The organism is Hymenobacter qilianensis (genome assembly GCF_014489555.1).
GTDB lineage: Bacteria > Bacteroidota > Bacteroidia > Cytophagales > Hymenobacteraceae > Hymenobacter > Hymenobacter qilianensis.
On the sequence record NZ_CP060784.1, the window covers coordinates 4,550,210 to 4,572,535 of the forward strand.

Here is a 22,326-nt window from a genome sequence, read left to right on the forward strand (position 1 = left end):
CAGAACAGGCAGAGCGAGAAGGCTAAAAACAGCGAGTCGTTTGATCATAGCAAAGGGAAAGCGGATGAAGTATTTGACTTTTTTTGAATTACTTATTTAGGTAATAAAAGAGGTGTATAGACGCAAAATATTGCGTCTCAATCGTTGCTGATGGTGTTCATGCCGCATTTGTTCTGGCATAAGTCGCTCATCGACGAGACGCAAAATATTGCGTCTCTACAAATTGCTATCTGGTGCGCTAGGGCATTTTGCTTAGGCCTTCCCACTGTACTTTCCAGCCTTTCGGTATGCCTGGGTTTGCTTCTTTGCAGCCGTCGTAGCCGGCGCACATGAGGGCCACGGCAGCTAATAAACCACCGTTGCCTGGCAGGTAAATGGGGAGGCGGTCTTCCTGATAATTATGGCCGCTGGGCAGGTAGGTATTCGTGCGCACTTTCATGAGCAGAGCATCCACGGCGCGGTCGGGCAGGCCGAGGCGGGTGGCTGTCATCGAGGTCATGGGGAAGTCCCAGCCCCAGGTTTTGTCCCAGCTCCAATCTTTCCAGATCAGGTCGAAGGTGCGGCGCATAGTGGCAGGGTCTACCTGGCCGGTGGCGGGCATCACGCCCAGGGCAGCCAGCACGGAGGGGTGGTCGGTTTTAAACTCGGGGTTGGTGTAAGAATCAGGCGCGCTTTCGGTGGCCAGATACACGCCGTTGGCCTGGGGAAGCTTGGATAGTTTTTGCAATACAGCATCCCATTTGGGGTTGCGGGGCTGGCCCTGGCGTACGCGCCACTGCTGGGCGATATTGAGGGCCCAATTCCAGTACACCAGCTCGAAGGTTGGGTTGAATGTCTCTTCGGCTTTGAAGCGCTCCTGCGCCGGAATCACGCCTTTACCTAAAATGTAACGGTCTTTGTCTTTCTCGAAAAAAGGATACGAAGCCATAAATTCCGCCGTGGCAGACACACGGTCCTGATACAGCTTAAGCGTGGCTGCGTCGGGGCGCTGGCGGTAGATTTCCTCGGCGAAGTAGATGAAGTGCGGCTGCTGCCAGATCAAAAAAGCCCCCACCGACGATGGCCCTTCCTGTCCCCAGGGATCAGTCATTTTCTGCCACCGCACACCCTCATAGCCCTGGCGTTTGGCAATGCCGCGCGCTACGGCTTGCACATCGGGGCGGGCGTACCAGGTCAGGCTTTTTTCGAGCAAGGCCGGGCGACCCCACAAAGCGAAGTGGGCCGAGTGCCACCAATGCATTTCGAGGTGAGGACGGCCGTACCAGCTGTTCAGCACGAGGCCCGTTTCCTGGGGCGGCTGTGAGCCAGCGCCTTGCAGCTTGGTGAGGTACTGCGAGAGCACAACGCGGCGCTCCAGTTCCTTGGCCCGCGAATCAGTGGTGCCGCTAAAATCGACAGCGCCTCCGCTCCGCCAAAAAGCCCCCACTGCTGCTGACTATTCTGGCGAGTAGCGGCAAATGTTGGCGCGGCCGTTGGGCGCGGGCGCGGCGAGAAACGGCAGCTAAACTCCAGCACCTTTTCGCTTTTGCCGGGCGTGAGCACAAATTCGTGCGCTTTGCCCGCCGCCACAGTTGCCGACTGCGCCCAGCTTAGTGCCGCGTAGTATTTGGTGGTATCTAGCTGGTGAGAAATCAGCGCTGTGCCTTTTTTCTGCTCGGCAATGGCTGATTTATGCTGATCGGGTTTGGAGTAGTCGGTGCCCATATCAGCCCAACCGGCCGTAGGGAACGGGAAGCGCAGCGCTACTTTCAAGCGGCCCGTTTTTATTAAATCAGACTCTACGCGCGCGGCTACCGCATCCTGCTCCTGGTGCCCTACAGTTACGACATCGACGGGCACGTTTTCCAGCGTGAAGTGACTTTTCAGCTCGCCCGTCCACGGATTTAATTCCTGGCGGATGTCGCGCAGGTCCTTGATGGTGGCTTCCTGTCCGTTCTTCTTCAGCAGCACAAAGCCTAGATTGCCCAGCTGCAAGCGGTGCGGGTTGGCCCGCAGAAAATCAACGGCTTCCTTGTTGCCGGGCGTCTTTACCTGCACCGCGTAGGGCACTTTACGGCCATTCAATTCCACTTCGCGCAGACTTTGCTCAAACTTGTAGCCCTGCGTATTTGGAAACGAGTGCCAGCCCCACTCCGACTGCGTGCCCAGCGGCACGCCCTTTTCGTAGTAAGTCGGGAAGGTTTGTAGGCCCGTAACGTCGGCTGTAAATGCAAACGCCCCATTGCCCACCGACAACGACGAGAGCGTATCGGTGTTCGTGATAATTACGCGGTGGCGCTCCACCAGCGCCTGACGATCAATTGGCTTTTGCTGAGCAACAAGCGGCAAGCTGACGCCAGTCAGTAGGCTGAGAAGTAGTTTCGGGAGAGGGTGCATAGGCTAATTTGATATTAAAAGAACGTTATGCAGAGCGCAGCGAAGCATCTTGCGTGCTGATGTAGGATTACTAATCTAACGGCGTGAGCGAGATGCTTCGCTGCGCTCTGCATGACGTTCTGTATTTGATATTTGTACTTATTATTCCCGCACCAATGTCACGCTCATTAGACCGATGACCACGTCATTAGCTAGGGCTTTTAGCGTGAGGCTGCGAAGCTTTTTCTTGGGATTGAGGGGCATGTCAAGCACAGTGGCAGCACCACCGTCGATGGCGCGGGTGCTGAAGCCTTTGATGCTGGTGTAATCCTTGAAATCGCGGGTGAGCAGGCCGGTTTTGAGATGCAGGCGAAAGGGTTTTGGGGCGCCTGTATCGAAGGCAAAACCATCCTGGAAGTAGTCCTGCTCGATAGGGGCCCAATTGTCGGGGTTGCGCAGGGGCAGCGTATCGGTGGTGCCGTCGGTGTAGGTCACTACCACTTCGCCATTCACGAGCTGGCTTTGCATGGGGTTGGTAGATCCGGCCATCAGCAGGTAAGCGTGGCTGGATTTGCCCCCCAGCGGCACCGTGGCCTGGTCGGCGTAGTTATCCCACTGCGACACGAACAAAATGTTCTTCTCTCCGGCCGCGCCGGGCGTGCGCAAGGGCGTTCCCCAGGGCAGCGTGATTTCATTTTTGCCCCCGCCAGCTGGCGCAAACCGGTGTCGTCGATTACGGCTTGGGTGAGCGGGTAGCACCAGTTGCCGATGCCTTGGGTGGGCAGCTGAAGTGTGGGGCCTTCGGGGCGAGGCGAGAGGTATTCGTTTTGGAAAATTCGGGTTACCTGGTCGTTGAAGTGAGGCGCCAGATTGATGGTTTCGTAGCGGGTTTTGGCAGGCTTTGGCGAATCCCAGGTTATTACCTTCTCCACCACCCGGCCCTTGTCCCATTCCACCGTCACGACATTAGAGCCCGGCACCACCGAGGCAGCCGGCACTGTTACTTCGGCGGTAGTTCCGCGCGGAATTTTCACGTTTGTTATGTAGGGCTTGCGGCCGTTGCCTACGGTTACTTTCGCGGTTACATCGCTCGTATTGTTCTGGACCAAGAACCGCATTCCATTGGGCTGAGGGGCTTTTTCGGCAATGATTTCAACTGCTTCCCGAACCTCAATCGGCAGAGGTTTCCACCAGGTAAGTCCGCCCTGGCGGAGCTGCACGAAGGCAGTGCGGGCACCCTTCTGCCCTGCTATCTGGGCTGTTAGCACCGAGCCATTTGGGGTGGCGTTGCGCAGCACTTGTTGGGGGTCGAATACCTTGGTGATGGTGGCGCGCGGAAAGCGTACTTCCAGCGGACTGCCTACGGTGTACACGGGAGCCAGCGTAGCCGTGTCGGGGGCCGCGCCTTGCCAGGTGATAACGACCTCGTGTTTGGCAGCAGGAGCGCTGCTGATTTCAACGACGGGTTGCCCCACGGCCGTATCAACTGACTGCCACGTAGCAACCTGCCCATTCACGATTACCGACTGAATATTTTCGGCGCGGGCCTGCGCCTGCAACCGGAGCTGTAGGGGCTTGGCAAAGCGGGGCGTAATGCTGTAGGCATCGCGTGGCCCTTGCCGTTTGAAGTCGAAGTCAATGTCGGGCACCGTCAGGGAGGCGTTGTTCCAGGCAGCTGGCAAGCCGGGGCGAATGGTCAAAATGCCCCCAGCGCGTCGGGCACAATGCCGAATAAGCCTTCCAGCAGGGTGCGGGCCGTCACGCCGATGGGGTCGGCAAAGTCGCGGTACAACTCGCCCCGGTGGGCATCGTAAAAAGAAACCTGCTGAATATTACCCGGACTAGAGCCCAAATACATGCTTTCCAGTAAAGCACTTTTCCAGAGCTTAAACGCCTCTTCCGTGCGGCCGGCCTGCCAGTTGGCCAGCGTGGTGTGCAGCACTTCGGCCATGGCCACGTTGTTGATAGACCAATCGTAGGGCTGCCAGTTGGTGGTAGAAAGCAGATGATAGCCTTCATCCGGCAAGCCAGTGGCCCGCACCGGAATGTGCGGAATATTAGCATCCACGTAGCGCAAGGCCTGATAAGCCTGGAAAGCGTCGGGCACTTCAGAATCGAGGGCGTGATATACTGTCCAGAGGCCGGCGGCGGGGTGCAATTGCTTCAGCCCCAGCGCATCCTGATATTCGGCGTACCAGCCTTGAGTGGGCATCCACAGACGGGCGTTGAGGGCTTGGTGAATCTTAGCCGCTTCCTGTCGGTATGGCTGGGGGTTTTGACCTACGCGGGGGGCTAATTTTGCGGCCAGCTTATTGGCCCAGTAGTTATAAGCCGATGAATGCGTGACCGCGCCGCCGCTGTACTGGAGCGCATCGCTGGCCCAGATGGCGGCGTAGGCATCATACAGGCCATCATTATCCTTGTCGAAGTTGCGCTTTTCCCAGGCCAGATGCCGCTCCAATACCGGCCACAGCTCGCGGGCCATAGTCAGGTCGCCGGTCCAGCGCAGATGCCGCAGCAGCGCGTCGATGTATACCAGGTTCATATCGTAGTGGTGGGGGCGCAAATCGCCGCCGGGGTTGCGCGAAATGTAGCCGCTGCTGAACACTGCCGTACCCAGCTTTTCCTGATGACGCGCCAGGTGCAAGGCCGTATCCATGACCAACGGACCAACTTCCGGGCTGGTCAGCTGCGACTTCGCATAAGCCCGAAAATGAGTTTGGGCACGGTCGTGCCAGCCGAGCGGACTGGCGGTGTAAGCCCCGCGCCAGCCATTCAGAGGCATGCGCCAGGCAATAGCGCCGTGCAGATACGCGGGGTCCTGCCAGATGGCGTCGGCGGCAATGCTCAGCGCGCCGCCCAAGGTATTGATGTAGGGGTCAGGCGTTTGCACGCGCACGCGGCTGGCCAGCTTTTGGCGGGCAGCTTCGGTACGAGCCCAGGCCTGCGGCAAATCTGCGTAGCGCAACGCCGCTGCTTCCGGTTTTTGAATAGCGAAGTAAAGTACCTCCCCCGCTTTCACCTTAACGGCTCCCGTAAGAACCGGCGTGGCTGATGCTTGTGAAGCATAGAGTTGGGCAGGTGATGCCTGCTGAGCGGCATCAGCTACGTGGGTTTCGGAAGTTGGTGGCAGCACGCCTGTCAGCGTCGGGCGCGCAGTGGTGCTGGGGGCATTTTTGCCGCTGCGTCTTCGTTTTTCGGGGGTTTCGGCGGGGAGCCGTAGGTTAGTCGGAAGGTGTTGTTTTTTAGCTCAAAAACGTTGCCTTGGCAATACTCCGGCTTAAGGTAGAAGTTGGATTCGGGGTCGGCACCGATGTCGCCGTCGCGGCTGAACTTCTTGCCGGTAGCGCCGCCGAAAGCCCACAGCAGGCGCACTTTGGTAGCGGGTACATTCTCGAAGCGGGCACGGATCAGCATGCCCTCGGCGTCGGCTTGGGCCAGTACTTCCAGGTATAGCTTGCCGGCTCCTAGCAACGGATCTTTCACTTCGTAGATCATCGCGCCAGGCCGGTAGCGCGCCTCGATGTTCTCGGCCTCGATCAGCCACTTGCTTTGACCTTCGATCATCAAACCGAGCTTAAAATTGCCCCCCATGCCCGGTAGGTAAAGCGCAAACTCCGGCAGGTCGCCGGCTTCTACTCGGAAGGCGGTGTTGGTGCCGTAGAGGGCGCGGGCAAAGCGCTTGTTGCCGTTGGTAATGACGAAGTCGGAGCCGTCGGGGCGGTAGCGCAGGGTGCGGGCCTGGTCGTGCCAAAGCGCCGGAGGAGCGGGCGGCCCCGACTGCGCCGGTGCGCCTATTGGCAGCAGACAGCTCATGCCTACCACCAGCCAGCCAGCTACCAGCGCCGGCAGCGAATTTCTTGTTAGGTTTTTTCTACTGTCGTACCTACTCATTATGCTTCGTTATCCGTGAATTTGCCCCCAGGGCGCAAAAAAGCCCGACTCTGGCCAGGCTATATTCCTGGGAGAGCCGGGCTTTACTTACCTGCCTTTCAGCGACTTTAGTAGCCGGGGTTCTGATCGTAGAGGCCCGGCGTGGCGCTCAATTCGTTCAACGGCACGGCGTAGATAATGTCATTCGCGCCAATGTTGCGGCGCATCTTGCCCGACGCGTCTTCCTTGGCAATCCAGGCGTTCATGGTGGTCAGCACGGTGCCGGAGCGCACCAGATCGTGCCAGCGCAAACCTTCGCCGAGGAATTCGCGCCGCCGCTCATCCAGCAGCTGCGCCATAGTCAGGCTGGTAAGAGCCGGCTGTTTGGCGCGGGTACGAACCTCATTAACGGCCTTCAGAGCATCCGCCTGCGTGCCACCGCCGCCGCGCAGAATCGCTTCGGCTTTCATGAGCAGGATATCGGCGTAGCGCATCACAATAAAGTTGATAGGCCAATCAGTATTGCCCGTGCCGCGGCCGGCGGCACTGATGTATTTCTTCAGTACAGTACGATTTTCGGCCACGTTAGCCACCAGATAACCCGTCTGCACGCTGGCCGCGCGCCGGTCATCATTGGCTGCCAGGATGCTCAGGAAGTCATTTGAAACTGGCTTGATCTCAATCCCGCGCGAGCCGAACGGTATCTGTAGCGAAGTGAAGTAGTTATCGGGCACCATTACGCCCGGATGAGTGGCGCCATTGCCCACGATATACTGGACGTCAAACAACACTTCCGAATTGTTCTCATTGGTGTAGGAGAACACGTTAGCGTAGCTGGACACCAAAGAATAGCGCTTGCTATCAATTACTTCGTTGAGCAGCGCCAAAGCTTTGTTGTTCTCGTTGCTGGCCAAACCCGGACCATCGATGCCGTAAGTAGGACCCGAACGCGTGAGGTAAACCAACGCCAGTAAGCCCTTAGCGGCTCCCGACGTCACGCGGCCCACATTGGCGCCCGTGTAATTCAGGGGCAGATTATCCTTAGCGTATTCCAAGTCGCCGATGATCAGGTTGTACACCTCTTCCACCGAGCCGCGCGGAATTTTGGCTACTTCCTGGGGCAGCAAGGCTTTATCGATAACGGGCACGCGGCCAAACATGCGCACCAGGTCGAAGTAGTGGAAAGCGCGCAGGAAGCGGGCTTCGCCCTCATAGCGCAACCGCAGACCCTCGCTTACCACCGAGCCGTTGGCTTTCAGTTGGTCGAGCATGGTATTGGCCCGAAAAATAGCGCCGAAGTCTGATGCCCAGGTATCCGACATGTAGGGGCTTACCGAGAGCGTGGTGTTGAAGTTGTTGATGGCGTCCCAGTCGCGCACACCCTGGCTGCTGACGCCGTAGAAGTTGTCGGAGCGCAGGTCTGAGAGAATCAGGACGCGGTCGGGGTAGCCCCGCAATTGGCTGTACACCGCGTTCATGGCTTGCTCGAAGTCAACGGCAGTTTTGAAGAAAGCCGGCACCGAGCCATTGGAAAGCGGTGTTTGATCGAGGTCATCTTCGCAGCTACCCAGGGTGAGCATGCAGGCGGTGGCCAGAAGGAGAGATATTCTTTTCATGGGAAGTTGGAGCTAGGAGTTAGGAGCAGGCTACCGCTTGGCAGCCCGCAGCTGTCTTCTGGATGTAGCTTAGAAAGTAACGTTAAGGCCCAAAACCAACGATTTAGCCAAAGGCAGACCGCCGTAGTCAACACCCGAGGTAAAGGTGCTGCCGTTGTCGGTGTTCACGGCATCGGGGTTGAAGCCGCCGTAGTATTTGTCTTTGCCAAAGAAGTTTTCAGCCGTTACATACACACGGGCACCCTGCATCACGCTCTTGCTGATAATGCGGCCCAGGTCGTAGCCCAGCGTGATGTTGCGCACGCGGTAGTAGTCGGAAGAGTACAGCCAGTCGGTGTTCTTGATAAAGCCAAAGCGAGCAGTAGCCTTGCCTTTCACGCCGTCGCCGGGGTCTTCCTCCGAGCGCCACCGGTCGCGGGAGCGGCCCAGGGCGTTTTCCTGGTAGCCCACGCTGGTGCGGTCGATGGCGCGGCCAAACATGGAGTAGATGTAACCACCATTCTGCCCCTGCACAAGGAAGCTCAAATCGAAGCCTTTGTACTTAAAGGTGTTCGTGATGCCCCAGGTGTATTTGGGGTTCGGCTGGCCCACAATCACGCGGTCGTTGGCGTCAATCTTACCGTCGCCGTTGGCATCTTCGTAGCGGGGGTCGCCGGCCGTCTGGTTGTTGTAGAGTGCGGCGCCGTTGTCGATATCAGCCTGGCTCAGGATGCCATTCTGGCGAATTACGAAGATGCTGTACATAGGCTTGCCTACTTGCAGCACGTTGCTGGGCAGGTCGGCTACTGAGGCTACTTCAATAGTGGCATCGCCGGGGCCGAGGTGCTTCACCTCGTTTTGGTTGTGGCTGAAGTTGAGCGAGGTAGTCCACTCCAGAGCGTTGTTCAGGTTGTTGGTGGTCAATTCCACTTCCCAACCGCGGTTTTCTACTTCCCCAATGTTTACGAGGTTGTTGCCGAAGCCCGAAGCCGTGTTAATCGGCACGTTCAGCAGCAGATCCTTGCTGGTTTTGGTGTAATAATCGAACGAGCCGAAGATGCGGTTTTGAAAGAAGCCTACATCCACACCGAAGTCGATAGTGCGGTTACGCTCCCATTGCAGCTCGGGGTTTTCTACCCGGTTAGGAGCCTGCCCTGTCGCCAAAGCACCGCCGAAAGTGTAGTTATAGATGCCTAGCGTGGCAATGCTGTTGTAGTCGCCGATGCTGTTGTTGCCCGACAAGCCAATGCTGGCCCGCAGTTTCAGGTCGCTGAGCGGCGTAATGTTCTTCATGAACTCTTCCTGCGAAATGCGCCAGCCCACGGAGGCAGCCGGGAATACACCGAACTGATTTTGCCCCCCAAAGCGCGACGAGCCGTCGCGGCGGATGCTGGTAGACAACAAGTACTTGCCAGCGTAGCTATACTGCAAACGGCCGAAGTAGGAAATCAGGACGTTCTGGCTTTCGGTGGTGTTGTTGCTGCCGGTGCCGTTGATGTTGGTGGCCGCGTTCAGCGTGGTTACCTGGTTATTCACAAAGCCACCGGTGGCACCCAGGCGCACGTTATCGATGCGGGAGATATTGTAGGCGTAGCCGGCCAGCGCCGTCAGGTCGTGCTTCTCGCCAAAAACCCGCGTGTAGGTGGCCGTATTTTCGTTAACGAATGTTTGACGACGGAAACCGCTGTAAGAGCCTGAAGCCTGCGACGTTGGCAGGTCTCGCACGGCCGGATTATACGACTTGCTGGTCACGTCGTTGTTGTCGAAGTTGATGCTGCTGCGCAGGCGCAGGCCGCTAATCACTTCATATTCAGCATACAGGGTGCTCAGGGTGCGGAAGGTCTTGGTTTCGCCGATGGCATTTTCCATCACGCGCACCGGACTGGCCGTCGAAACGCCCCAGCGGTACACTTCGTTTTTGCCGTAGCCCGAAGCCACGCCGGCTGTATCCTCCACGATGGGCGCCATAGATACGAGCTGGTGCAGACGGTTGTCTTTGCCTTCAATGCCAGGGTCATTGGTGACGGAGTAGGTTGGTGTCACGTTCAGGCCGAAGCGCAGCTTGTTGCTGGCTTTCACTTCCACGTTGGCACGCGCCGAATAGCGCTTGTAGCCCAGCCCAACCATCATGCCCTGCTGATCGGTGTAGTTACCTGATATGAAGTAGTTCACATTGTCGGTGGCGCCGCTGGCCCCTACCTGGTAGCTCTGGGTGCGGCCCGTGCGGAAAGCCTCATCCTGCCAGTCGATGTACTGCAAGCCGGGGTGACCGGGCTGAAACCAGCGCTCATCAATCATCTGCGCAGGCACAATGTTGTTCACCTTTAGAATAGCCTGACGCTCGGCCGTGGTTTGGCTGGCGGTGCGGCCGGGGCCCGAACGCACCCAGTTATCATTGATGATTTCGGCGGCGCGCTCAGCCCACTCTTCGGCGCTCAGCACGTCCAGCTTTTTGGCGGCCTGCGAAACACCCACGTAGGAATTGAAGGTAATCTGGGGCTTACCCGATTTGCCTTTCTTGGTAGTAATAAGTACTACTCCATTCGCAGCGCGCGAACCGTAGATGGCAGCCGCAGCGGCATCCTTCAACACCTGAATCGACTCAATATCATTGGGGTTGATGTTGTCCAAAGGGCTGCCGCTGGCAAAACGCCCCCACCATTCTGGGCCACGTTGTCGAGCGGGAAACCGTCGATTACGTACAGCGGCTCGTTGCCAGCGGTGATAGAGCCTGCGCCCCGCACCTGCACGCTAAAGCCGCGACCGGGTACGCCGGTGTTTTGCTTTACCTGCACGCCCGCCATCTGCCCCACCAGGGCCTGATCGACGCGGGCAATAGGACGCTCCTCTAAGCGGCTGGCGTCGAAGGTGGCAATGGCGCCGGTTACGTCGCCTTTCTTCTGCGTGCCGTAGCCTACTACTACTACTTCCTCCAGGCTCTTCACATCTTCAGCCATCTTGATGGTGAAGGCCTGGGAGCCGGTGAAGGGGCGCTCCTGGGTTGTAAAACCAATGAAGCTAAATACCAACGTGCCAGCCGTTTCGGGCACTGATAAGCTAAAGGCGCCATCGGGGCCGGTAGTAGTGCCGTTGGTGGTGCCTTTAATAACGACCGTAACGCCGGGCAGGCCCTCGTTGTTTTGCGACACGACCTTACCGGTCAGCTGCCATTCGGCTACTTTGTTGGTGCTGCTGGTGTGTGCCTGCACGGCCGTGATGCCCGGTCCTGCTAGCAGTAGCATTGGCAGGCATACCGCTATTGGGTAGCGCCGCCATGTGTAACTTTTCTTCATGAGTAGGTATGGGTAGGAAGGAGAGTGTAAAGACAAGACCGGGCCTTTTAAGCATGACCAAATTATTACCTCCTCTAGCCGAAACACTCCTGTAGACTACCGCCCCACCCCGATTACCCTGAAATTATTTTTCCAATAATGCTTTGGACTGCGTTTTTGGCACGCTACCAATAACCGTGGAGCTTACAAATGCTGGCTTGGCTACGCATCTACCTAAATTTCAGCAACATGCCAGGCGGTTGCAGGGAAGCGTATTCACGTCTCATCGTCGCGGTTGTTGGTTCAGCTGCCTTGCTCACGATAACAAACGGAAGATGACCAAGCGAATATCGTTCAACGACCAGACGCGAATACGCGTCTCTACCCATATCCCACAAAAAGCCCCCCAGCTAACTTAAACCGTAGCTGGGGGCTTTTTTCAAACTTCCATTCAAGCTTTAGGAGCCCAGGTAATTGCCAAAGCCGACAACCACGGTCGAAAACACCACGACCAGAATGCCGAGCGAAATCGTGCGCATGGTCAGGCGGTTGGAGCCGCGCCACTCGTGCAGAATCAGTCCCCACATGCTGCTGAAGGCAATGATGAAGGCCATGTGCAGCGTCCAGCCGGAGAAGCGATACTCGCCCATCTGGCTGTCGCCCATGCCGTAGAAAAAGAACTGGAAATACCAGGTGAAGCCAGCTAAAGCGCAGAAGATAATATTGCGCGCAATGGGCACCGACATATTCGTATAGTCGGTGTACGTGCGGTTCTTGATGTTCAGATAAATCGTCCAGATGGCGTTGGTGGTGAGGCCGCCGAGCAGGATGATAACTAAGATGGCATTGTTGGCATAAAGCGGATTCGTGCCGTTATCAGTAGCCAGCTCCGCAATGGATTGGCCAGCCGTTAGGCCAAAGGAAAAACAAGCGCTCATCACGCCCGAAAATACAGCCACCAGCAAGCCCTTGCGCATGTCGAACTCGGCTACACCGGCTTGCTTTTCCTCCGTAGTCTGATGCTTTTCCTTCATCACGCCGGCCATGCCGCAAATCAGAATCCCCGCTACGCACACTACCAGTCCCATGATAATCACCTTGCCAGACAGGGTGCTAATCAGGGTCGGAAAAGTGCCTTCCCAAATAGGGGCACCAGCGTACCAAAAACGGCGCATAAACCCAGCGTAACGGCCATACCTAAAGACAAGCCCAAGTAGCGCATGGCCAAGCCAAAGGTAAGGCCACCAAAGCCCCACAAAATACCCCAGAAATACGTCCAAAGGACGGTTTCGGTATCCGCCTGAGCTAGCACGCCAAACAGGTTAGGCACCGTAAGATAGCCGAGCAACAAGGGAGCCATAAGCCAGGAAAAAAGCCCCCAACAAGCCAGTAGCTTTCCCAGGCCCAGCCGTTTACTTTCTTGTAGGGCAGATAAAAGCTGCCGGAGGCGAAACCGCCTAGTGCGTGGAGCACCACTCCCAGAAAAACACTCATAAGTCGAAGTTGTTGGTCGTGTTGTTTTACCAAAGCTGCCTTAATCCTTTACGCAAACCCTCCTGTTCTCTCCTGAAAGCAGGAAAGTACGGCAGGAAGCAATGGTGAATCGGTTATTGGATATGTAGAGACGCGACACTTCGCGTCTCCTCGCTGCTGAGGTTGCTCAGTATCGGTTGTTCAACGCGGAGCCGCGAAGTGGCGCGTTTATACATCCGTATACTAAGTGAAAAATAGACTCTTGCAAAATTTATTCACGCCCGAACAGGAGAGTGCAGGAGTTTTACCGCTTGCAGTTCCTATTCTTTTGTGAGCAATCTAATTATCCGGTTTTCGGCCCTCAAATCAGTAGCCTCAATATGGAAAAAACGCTCACCTTTCAGCACGTCAGTTACTTGTGGGACGAGGCCCAGGCGGCGGCACTAGCCGGCGATGAAGTAGCCTTATTTATTTATCGCTCCAACCTGCTGGGAGCGGATTTGCGCCTAACCAACTATGCGGGCGGCAACACCTCCGTCAAAATCACCGAAACCGACCCCGTAACCGGCGAGCAAGTGCCCGTGATGTGGGTAAAAGGCTCCGGCGGCGACATCGGCACCCTGACCAAAGCCGGTTGCGCTAATCTCTACGTAGAGAAGCTGCACCAGCTCAAAAACCGCTACCGCGGCCTCGAGCACGAAGACGAGATGGTAGAGCTGTTCAACCACTGCCTCTTCGACCCGAAGTGCGCAGCCCCTTCTATTGATACGCCCTTGCATGGCCTGCTGCCCTTCAAGCACATCGACCACTTGCACCCCGATGCCCTGATTGCTATTGCCGCCAGCCAGGACGGCGAGCAGATTATGCGCGACATCTGGGGTGACAGCATGGCGTGGCTGCCCTGGCAGCGCCCCGGCTTCGACCTGGGTTTGCAACTCGAAAAGGTAGTGCAAGAAAATCCGGGCCTGCGCGGTGTCATTCTCGGCGGCCATGGCCTGTTTACCTGGGGCGACACCTCGTACGAGTCGTATATGAATACGCTGGAGGTAATTGAGCAGGCGGCTGCTTATCTGGCTAGCAACTATGGCAAGAACAAGCCCGTGTTTGGGGGCGTAAAGCTATCCAACGGCCCCGATGCCGCCACGCGTAAGCAGCAGGCGGCAGCCATCATGCCTACGCTTCGCGGTCTGGCTTCGGGCCACCGCCGCATGCTGGGTCACTTCACCGACGATGCCCGCGTGCTGGAGTTCGTGAACTCGCATGATCTGGCTCGCTTGGCTCAAAAAGGCACCTCCTGCCCCGACCACTTCCTGCGTACTAAAATTCGCCCCTTGGTGCTCGACCCGGCGGTGATGAGCCAGCCATTGGCCGAGGTGAAAACCTATTTGCAGGAGCAGTTTGAAGCGTATCGCCAGGATTATGCGGCGTATTACGAGCGCAGCAAGCACGCTAACAGCCCCGGCATGCGCGATGCCAATCCGGTGATTATTCTGTGGCCCGGCGTGGGCATGTTTGCCTTTGCCAAAGACAAGCAGACCGCCCGCGTAGCCGCTGAGTTTTATACCAACGCCATCAACGTGATGAAGGGCGCCGAGGCGGTAAGCACCTACGTAGGCCTACCGGAACAGGAAGCATTTGACATTGAATACTGGCTCTTGGAAGAAGCCAAGCTCCAGCGCATGGCGCCTCCCAAGTCGCTTTCGGGCAAGGTAGCCTTCGTCACGGGTGGTACGGGCGGTATCGGCAAAGCAATCTGTGAGGCCCTGCTGCAACAGGGTGCTTGCGTAGTCGCTGCCGACCGTGCCGACCTGGACGAAACGCAAACCGATTTGCGCAAGCAATTTGGCAAGGACAGCTCGCTGGCCGTGGGCATCGAAGTCACCAGCGCCGAAGGCATTGCGGAAGCGCTGCGCCAAAGCGTACTGCAGTTCGGTGGCGTCGATATCATCGTCAACTGCGCCGGCCTGAGCATCTCCAAACCATTGGCCGAAACCACCCAGGCCGACTGGGATATTCTCAACGACGTGCTCGTAAAAGGGCAGTTCCTGGTAAGCCAGGCCGCCGTGGAGATTTTGCGTCAGCAGGCGCTGGGGGCGATATTGTGAACATCGCCAGCAAAAACGGCCTTGTGGCCGGCCCGAATAACGTGGCTTACGGCACGGCCAAAGCGGCCCAGCTGCACATGTCGCGCCTGCTGGCCGCCGAGCTCGGCCCCGACAAGATTCGCGTGAACACCGTGAACCCGGACGCTGTATTGCGCGGCTCCAAAATATGGGAAGGCGCCTGGGCACAAGGTCGGGCCAAAGCCTACGGTATTTCGGTGGAAGAGCTGCCCCAGCACTACGCCAAGCGCACCTTGCTGGGCGAGGAGCTGCTGGCCGAAGACATTGCCAAAGCCGTGCGCGTGTTCGTGGATGGCTCTCTGAGCAAATCCACAGGCAACGTGCTCAACGTGGATGGCGGCGTAGCAATGGCATTCGTGCGCTAAGCAAAAACCTGATTGAAAACGGAACGGGCCGGCTACATAGCCGGCCCGTTTTTTTGTGCGCTTCTCAAACTTCGTGGCGGGGCCGCACCTTTGGGAACGTTCCCGGCAACGATGACGCAATGAAATTGGCCTTTTTACTTCCAACTGTATTTTTAAGTCCTTAATTTATGCTCTAACAAGTAGAAGTCTGCCCAAAAAAAGCCCCCGAAGCGGAAGAGAACTTCGTTGCTTCGGTGCCGGTGTTCTTAGCTCTAGTTTTCCCACCCAACTACTCGCTATGGCCGTTGTACTTTCGCCTAATCAGAGCATGTATAAGTTGCAGTTCAAACCTTTCGACAAAACCCCCAAGTACAAGCAGATTGTGCAGTCGGTGATTACCGATATTGAGCGGGGCACGTTGAAAAAAGGCGACCAACTGCCCTCCATCAGTGAGCTCAGCGCCGAATACTACCTGGCCCGCGACACTGTCGAAAAAGCGTATCGAGAGCTGCGGGAGCGGGGTTTTTGCACCTCTGTGCAAGGCAAAGGCTACTACGTGCAGGCCACCGACGCCACCAAAATCAAGATTTTGCTGGTTTTCAATAAGCTCAGCTCTTATAAAAAGATCATTTATTACGCTTTCCTGCAAGCCCTCGGCGACCGGGCCACTGTTGACCTGCAAATTCATCACTACAGCGCCCATCTTTTTCAGGAAATTATCGAGAAGAATCTGGGCAAGTACAACTACTACGTGGTGATGCCGCACTTTGCGCTGGACTTGGATAAAGCCGACTACAAAAGCGTTCTTAACTCCATTCCCGCAAACGAATTAGTTCTGCTCGATAAAGACCTGCCCGACATGAAGCGCGACGTGCTGACCGTGTATCAGGACTTCGACAAGGACATTTTTACGGCTCTGGAAGGCGTGCAGGATTTGCTGGAAAAATACGAGCGTATGGTGCTCGTGCTGCCCAGCGTAGGCAACAACTATCCGGTCGAAATTGCCTGGGGTTTTCGCACTTTCTGCATCAATTACAACAAGGGTTTTTCAGTTAAGGAAAACGCCATAAACGAAGTGCTGGAAGCCGGCACTGCCTACGTAGTTGTAGAAACCACCGACCTGGCTGAGCTGATGAAAAAAGTGCGCCAAACGCCTTACTTATTGGGGCGTGAAATCGGCATTTTATCCTTCAATGCCAGCACGCTGAAAGAGCTGCTGGGCATCACCGTTATCACCACCGATTTTGAGGCGATGGGCCGCACGGCGGCGGAGCTTTTACTGGAGAAGCAGCGCGTAAAAGTGAAGAATCCGTTTTACACGATTCGGCGCGGGTCGCTGTAGTGGCGGCAGCCTCAGAAACAACCTTCTCTGATTATCTGGGGGCTTTTTTGTAGAGACACATACTTGTGTCTCATCGTTGTTTGTTGAGCGAAATACGTCGTTCAATCATAAGACACAAGTATGTGTCTCTACACCGTAATGGCACCATGAAATAACAGGCGAGGAGAGGCAGAAAATTGTCTCTCCTCTTCTTTTTTCACCTATCTGATCAGTTGATATTCGGCAGCTGATTTTTATCCAGGAAAAAAGCCCCCACACAGGAGAGTTCAGAAGAGTTTGGGCGCGGGTTGGTGCTAGGTTGCTTATCCTAATGAAGCTGTGTGTATCGTCTGCCTGGCCGACTTGCTAAAACGAAGCTGCCGGGCTCCATCTTCTCACCCTCGACCCCTACTCTACTATGCTTTCCGACCAACAAATTCAGGACCTCAACCAACCGTTGTTGAGCGAGCACCAGCTGCGCTTCAGCTATCTGACCGATATGCTGGCCCGCCGCAGCCTCGACGCCCAGGATGTTATCCGGCAGCTCATTGATTTTCAGGTAGCTATTCCGAGCTGGGCCCTGGGTACGGGGGGCACGCGCTTTGGGCGCTACCCATCGGGGGCGAGCCGCGCAGCCTTGAGGAGAAGATTGGCGATGTGACCTTGCTTAATCGTCTTAATCGCTCCTCCAACTCCATTTCCCTGCATATTCCGTGGGATATTCCGAAGGATATTCCAGCGCTTCAGCAGCAGCTGCAAGCGGAAGGACTGACGATTGATTCGATGAACTCGAATACGTTTCAGGATCAGAAAGATCAGGCGTATTCCTACAAGTTTGGCTCGCTCAGCCACACCGAAAAAGCGGTGCGTCAGCAGGCCATTCAGCACAACATTGAGTGCGTGGAATACGGCAAGCAACTGGGGGCCAAAATTCATACGGTGTGGCTCGCCGACGGCTCCAACTTCCCCGGTCAGCAGCACCTGCGCCGCGCCTACCAGCGCACGGCCGAAGCCTTGGCCAGCATCTACGAGGCCATGCCTTCCGACATGACCATGCTGATTGAATACAAGCCCTACGAGCCGCACTTCTACTCCATGGTTATTCCGGATTGGGGTACGTCGTACTCGCTGTGCCAATACCTGGGTGAGAATGCGCAGGTGCTGGTCGATTTAGGTCACCATTTGCCTAACACCAACATCGAGCAAATCGTGGGTCGCCTGTTGCATTTTGGGCGGCTGGGGGGCTTTCACTTCAACGGCTCCATGTACGGCGACGACGACTTGACCACGGGCAGCATCAAGCCCTATCAGCTCTTCCTGATTTTCAATGAGCTGGTCGATGGCGCTCAGGATTCCGCCGTTACCAACGCGGCCGTGGCTTACATGATCGATGCCAGCCACAACACCAAGGACCCGCTGGAAGACCTGCTCCAATCGGTAGAAAGCATCCTCGGCGCCTACGCCAAAGCCCTGCTCGTCGACCGCGCCGCTTTGCAGGAAGCCCAGGAAAATAACGACGTGGTTCGGGCCGAAGAGATTCTGCGCGACGCCTTCCTCACCGATGTACGTCCGCTGGTGGCCGAAGCCTACCGCCAAAGTGGCGGAGCGCTCAACCCCATTGCGGCCTATCGCGCCGGCCAGATTCGGGAGCAGCTTATTCAGCAACGCGGCAAACTCAGTCTGTCTACTGGCTTATGAAAAAGTCTATCTACGCTGTGTTCGATGTTGGCAAGACCAACAAAAAAGTACTGCTCTTCGACGAGGATCGACAGATCATCGACGAGCACCAGCAAGTGTGTCTGGAAACCGTGGATGAGGAAGGTTTTCCGTGTGAAACTCTCTCACGGCTTTCGCAGTGGGTGCAGGACCGCTGGCACACTTTACGGCACAATCCGCACTATAGTCTGAAGGGAGTGAATTTCACTTCCTACGGTGCCAGCTTTGTGCATTTGGGGGCCAATGGGCAGCCCATTTTGCCTCTCTACAACTATCTGAAGCCCATGCCGCCGGCCGTGAGCGCGCAGTTTTACGCTGAGCTGGACGAAGATCCCGTTGACTTTGCCACGGCTACCTGCTCGCCGCAGATGGGCATGCTCAACTCCGGTATGCAGCTGTACTGGCTTAAGCAAACCAAACCGGAGCAATACGCCCGCATTCGCACGTCGCTGCATTTGCCGCAGTACTTGTCGTACCTGATTACGGGTGAGGCATTTAGCGACTACACATCCGTAGGCTGTCATACGGGTCTGTGGGATTTCAAGCGTAATCAATACCACGACTGGGTGTACCGCGAGGGCATCGACGACAAATTAGCCCCCCTGACCAAAGACTCAATTGCGTCCGTGGTTGATGGCATTCTGGTCGGCGTTGGCTTGCATGATAGCTCGGCGGCGCTGTTGCCGTATATGCAGCAGGACGAGAAGCCTTTCCTGCTGATTTCGACCGGCACGTGGGCCGTGACGCTGAGCCCCTTCAACCGGGAGCCGCTCAGCCCGGAGCTTCTGCGCCGCGACTGCCTGAGCTTTCTCTCGCCCAAAGGCGAAATGACCAAAGCATCGCGGGTATTTTTCGGCCGTGAGCACGACTTCCAGGTGCAGCGCATTGCCCACCACTTCCACGTAAAGCCCGATTTTTACCACTCTCTCATGCTGGCCCGCCCCTACGATGAGGCCTCGCATGACTTTCAGCCCTGGTGCATGAGGGGCACGGGGCCCTTCCCAGAGCGGCAGGCCGGTGAGTGGGATCTATCCGGCTTCAATACGGCGGGAGATGCGTACCATCACCTCATGCACGGCCTCATGGACATCCTCACCGAATCCATTAACCTGATCCGGCGCGATGAGAAGCTGATCTACGTAGATGGCGGCTTCGCCCGTAACCCGTTGTTCATGCAGATTCTCAGTTGGAATTTCCCCGACGCGAAAATCAAGACTCTAGAGGTTCCTCAAGCTACCGCCCTTGGTGCCTTGATTCACTTAGAACAAGGGGAAGCTTGGAAGAAAACGCAGTTGTTGTTTTCGTAAGATTTTAGAGTTCCAAGCCTCGCTCGAATTTCACAGCAAATGGCCTGAGGTGCTTTTTTGGTTTTTTAAAAGGCCGTCATGCAGAGCAGAGCGAAGCATCTCGCGTGTTTAGTAAGATTACTAACCTCTCATCAGCACGCGAGATGCTTCGCTCTGCTCTGCATGACAGACGCGAGTCGTTTAACGATCATAAACAGAACTGGAAAACAGCTCTGGTCCAAGCTTTATAAACTTTAATGAAAGTCGCTTTATTTATTCCCTGCTACGTTGATCAGTTTTACCCGCAGGTAGGTATTGCTACCTATCAGTTGCTGGAAAAGCTGGGCATACAGGCCGAATTTCCGCAGAAGCAAACCTGCTGCGGGCAGCCGATGGCCAATAGCGGCTGCGAGCAGGACGCCATTCCTGTGTATCACCATTTTGTTGATACGTTTCAGGGATACGACTATGTGGTAGCGCCGGCGGGCAGCTGCGTGTATCACGTGCGCAAGCATTTCAATATCATTGAGCAGACTCCGGCCGTGCAGCACGTGCGCGAAACGACTTACGATCTGATTGACTTTATCACCACTATTCTGGGCGTTACGAAAATACCGGGTGAGTTTCGGCACAAAGTGGGCCTGCATCTGAGCTGCCACGGACAGCGCGGCTTACATCAGGCCAACGAGTCGGAAATGACGCCCGTGCGGGATGGGCATTTGCGGCGGCTGTTGAAATCGTTAGAGGGCATTGAGCTAACGGAGCTTGACCGTAATGACGAGTGCTGTGGCTTTGGGGGGACATTTTGCGTGTCGGAGGCGGCTATTTCGGCGCGCATGGGTCAGGACAGAGTGCAGGACCATCTGCGCAACGGCACGCGGGTACTGACGGGCGGCGACATGTCGTGCCTGATGCACCTAGAGGGCATTGTACGGCGCCAAAAACTACCCATGCGGGTGATGCACGCCGCCGAAATATTGAACGGCACCATCTTATGAGCCACCCCAAACGAGCTGAGATATTTACCCGCGATGCGGAGCGCACCACCTGGCACGACGAAACCCTGTGGTTTGTGCGCCAGAAGCGCGACAAAGCCGTGTATGCGGTGCCCGAATTTCAGGAGCTGCGCGAGCTGGCTTCCCAGATCAAAACGCACACGCTAAGCCGCCTCGCTGATTACCTGGAACAGTTTGAAGCTCAGGCCAAGGCAAATGGTGTGCACGTGCACTGGGCCAGCAATGCGGAGGAGCACAACGCCATTGTGCTCGACATTATCCGTCAGCAAAACGCCACTAGCATCGTCAAAAGCAAGTCGATGCTGACGGAGGAGTGCCACCTGAACCCGTATCTGCTGCGCCACGGGGTGGAAATCGTAGATACGGACCTCGGGGAGCGGATTGTGCAGCTGCGGCAGGAGTCGCCGAGCCACCTGGTGCTGCCGGCCATTCACTTGAAAAAGGAAGACGTGGGTGCCACGTTTTTTAAGCATCTGGGCACGGCCGAGGGCGAAGTCGATCCGCAGGTTCTCACGGAAGCTGCGCGTCAGCACTTACGCGCCCGATTCCTGGCCGCGGAAGTGGCTATTTCGGGAGTTAATTTTGCTATTGCCGAAACGGGCAGCGTCGTGGTGTGTACCAACGAAGGCAACGCCGACCTGGCCGTAAATCTGGCGCGGGTGCACATTGCCAGCATGGGCATCGAGAAGCTCATTCCGCGCCTCTCCGACCTAAGCGTATTCACGCGCCTGCTGGCTCGTAGCGCTACCGGGCAGCCTGCCACTACTTACACCTCGCACTTCAGCCGCCCCGCCGCGGGCAAAGAGCTGCACGTAATTCTGGTAGATAATGGTCGCACCCAGCAGCTCGGCCGCCCCGATTTTCGGGCCTCGCTGAAGTGCATTCGGTGTGGCGCTTGCATGAACACCTGCCCTGTGTACCGGCGCAGCGGCGGCCACAGCTACGACTTCACGGTGCCGGGCCCGATTGGGGCAATTCTATCGCCCAACATCGACATGCGCCAGCACGCATCTTTGCCGTTTGCCTCCACGCTCTGCGGCTCCTGCACCGATGTGTGCCCGGTGAAGATTGATATTCACACCCAGCTCTATAAGTGGCGGCAGGTAATTGCCGCGGCCGATGAAATTCCGGCCAGCAAGAAGTGGAGCATGCGCCTGCTGAGTCGGGTGCTGGCCCGGCCGGCTATGTACGAGTTGGGGGGCAAATTTGCCCGCACCAGCCTGCGTTTTGTGCCCCACGCCCTCACCCACGCCCCCGGTTACAACCCGTGGGCCATTGCCCGCGAACTACCCGAGCCGCCGCCCCAAAGCTTCCGCGAATGGTTCAAGCAAACCAACCCCAAACCATGACGGCCACTGCCCGCGAGCGAATTCTGGCCGCTACCCGCGCCAATCACTTCGAAGCAAACCCGCTGCCTACGGTGCCTCAGTTCACCGGCAACGATTCGGTGGAGCGCTTTACGGAAGTGCTGCAAAGCATTGGGGGCAAATTGTGCGCGTACCAGCATGCCAGCCATTGGCCGAAGTAGTTCAGGAGCTTTTCCCAGCCGCTGGCTCTGTTGCTTCTCCCCTGCTGCCCGCCACCATCACTATCGATGAGCAAACACCAACCGCTGTGCTCGATACGGTGGACGTAGCCGTGCTGGGGGGCATTTTTGGCGTAGCCGAAAACGCCTGCATCTGGCTACCCGAAGTAAACATGCTGCACCGGGCTTTACCGCTGATTACCCAGCATTTAGTGCTTGTGCTTTCCGAGCAAAATATCGTGGCCAACATGCACGAAGCGTATGCGCGGGTGCAAGATGTAGGCGGCTACGGCCTGTTCATCGCGGGCCCTTCCAAAACGGCTGACATTGAGCAGTCGTTGGTTATTGGAGCCCACGGCGCGCGCAGCCTCACGGTGCTACTCACGACGTAGTAGTTAGAAAGCATCGGTTCAACCACCGTCATGCA

General features: G+C 56.7%; 14 protein-coding genes and 3 pseudogenes. 8 read left to right on the forward strand and 9 right to left on the reverse strand.

Annotated elements, in window-relative coordinates; translation table 11 throughout:
• Positions 1-238 precede the first annotated feature (238 nt).
• From H9L05_RS24345 to rhaT, 9 genes and pseudogenes are all read right to left on the reverse strand, one after another.
• Positions 239-1,426, reverse strand: coding sequence for a hypothetical protein (locus H9L05_RS24345; protein ID WP_223284615.1), 1,188 nt, complete (start codon positions 1,424-1,426; stop codon positions 239-241).
• Between the two features lie 1,091 nt (positions 1,427-2,517).
• The gene (locus H9L05_RS20575) at positions 2,518-2,979 is read right to left on the reverse strand and encodes a hypothetical protein (RefSeq protein ID WP_187732475.1); all 462 of its coding nucleotides are present in this window, start codon (positions 2,977-2,979) and stop codon (positions 2,518-2,520) included.
• Positions 2,904-4,055: a hypothetical protein gene (locus tag H9L05_RS20580; protein WP_187732476.1), complete on the reverse strand. Its 1,152-nt coding sequence runs from the start codon at positions 4,053-4,055 to the stop codon at positions 2,904-2,906. Before H9L05_RS20580 ends, H9L05_RS20575 begins: the two co-directional genes overlap by 76 nt.
• Positions 4,052-5,491, reverse strand: coding sequence for a DUF4450 domain-containing protein (locus tag H9L05_RS20585; RefSeq protein WP_262892586.1), 1,440 nt, complete (start codon positions 5,489-5,491; stop codon positions 4,052-4,054). The genes H9L05_RS20580 and H9L05_RS20585 overlap by 4 nt, the downstream gene beginning before the upstream one ends.
• A gap of 5 nt (positions 5,492-5,496) precedes the next feature.
• Positions 5,497-6,249: a DUF4450 domain-containing protein gene (locus H9L05_RS25380; protein WP_187732477.1), complete on the reverse strand. Its 753-nt coding sequence runs from the start codon at positions 6,247-6,249 to the stop codon at positions 5,497-5,499.
• 107 nt (positions 6,250-6,356) lie between these two features.
• Positions 6,357-7,844, reverse strand: coding sequence for a RagB/SusD family nutrient uptake outer membrane protein (locus H9L05_RS20595; protein WP_187732478.1), 1,488 nt, complete (start codon positions 7,842-7,844; stop codon positions 6,357-6,359).
• Between the two features lie 69 nt (positions 7,845-7,913).
• Positions 7,914-10,454, reverse strand: coding sequence for a SusC/RagA family TonB-linked outer membrane protein (locus H9L05_RS20600; RefSeq protein WP_187732479.1), 2,541 nt, complete (start codon positions 10,452-10,454; stop codon positions 7,914-7,916).
• Positions 10,409-11,065: a carboxypeptidase-like regulatory domain-containing protein gene (locus H9L05_RS25385; protein WP_187732480.1), complete on the reverse strand. Its 657-nt coding sequence runs from the start codon at positions 11,063-11,065 to the stop codon at positions 10,409-10,411. Before H9L05_RS25385 ends, H9L05_RS20600 begins: the two co-directional genes overlap by 46 nt.
• Before the next feature lie 488 nt (positions 11,066-11,553).
• Positions 11,554-12,589: pseudogene (gene rhaT, locus H9L05_RS20610) on the reverse strand (L-rhamnose/proton symporter RhaT).
• Positions 12,590-12,948: 359 nt separating this feature from the next.
• On the opposite strand from rhaT, the pseudogene H9L05_RS20615 reads away from it, so the two are divergent.
• The 8 genes and pseudogenes from H9L05_RS20615 (at position 12,949) to H9L05_RS20650 (ending at position 22,291) form a co-directional block, all read left to right on the forward strand.
• Positions 12,949-15,056 (forward strand): annotated as a pseudogene (locus H9L05_RS20615) (bifunctional aldolase/short-chain dehydrogenase).
• Between the two features lie 277 nt (positions 15,057-15,333).
• On the forward strand, positions 15,334-16,377 hold the full coding sequence (locus tag H9L05_RS20620) for a GntR family transcriptional regulator (RefSeq protein WP_223284616.1): 1,044 nt from the start codon (positions 15,334-15,336) through the stop codon (positions 16,375-16,377).
• Positions 16,378-16,774: 397 nt separating this feature from the next.
• Positions 16,775-18,054, forward strand: a pseudogene (locus H9L05_RS20625) (TIM barrel protein).
• Positions 18,051-19,379, forward strand: a complete 1,329-nt coding sequence (locus H9L05_RS20630; RefSeq protein ID WP_187732481.1) for an FGGY-family carbohydrate kinase — start codon at positions 18,051-18,053, stop codon at positions 19,377-19,379. The pseudogene H9L05_RS20625 and the gene H9L05_RS20630 overlap by 4 nt, the downstream one beginning before the upstream one ends.
• A gap of 236 nt (positions 19,380-19,615) precedes the next feature.
• Positions 19,616-20,356, forward strand: a complete 741-nt coding sequence (locus H9L05_RS20635; RefSeq protein ID WP_187732482.1) for a (Fe-S)-binding protein — start codon at positions 19,616-19,618, stop codon at positions 20,354-20,356.
• Positions 20,353-21,723, forward strand: a complete 1,371-nt coding sequence (locus tag H9L05_RS20640; RefSeq protein ID WP_187732483.1) for a lactate utilization protein B — start codon at positions 20,353-20,355, stop codon at positions 21,721-21,723. The genes H9L05_RS20635 and H9L05_RS20640 overlap by 4 nt, the downstream gene beginning before the upstream one ends.
• Complete coding sequence (locus H9L05_RS20645; protein ID WP_187734366.1) at positions 21,720-21,902, forward strand: hypothetical protein; 183 nt, start codon at positions 21,720-21,722, stop codon at positions 21,900-21,902. The genes H9L05_RS20640 and H9L05_RS20645 overlap by 4 nt, the downstream gene beginning before the upstream one ends.
• Complete coding sequence (locus H9L05_RS20650; protein WP_223284617.1) at positions 21,890-22,291, forward strand: LutC/YkgG family protein; 402 nt, start codon at positions 21,890-21,892, stop codon at positions 22,289-22,291. The genes H9L05_RS20645 and H9L05_RS20650 overlap by 13 nt, the downstream gene beginning before the upstream one ends.
• The last annotated feature ends 35 nt before the right edge of the window (positions 22,292-22,326 follow it).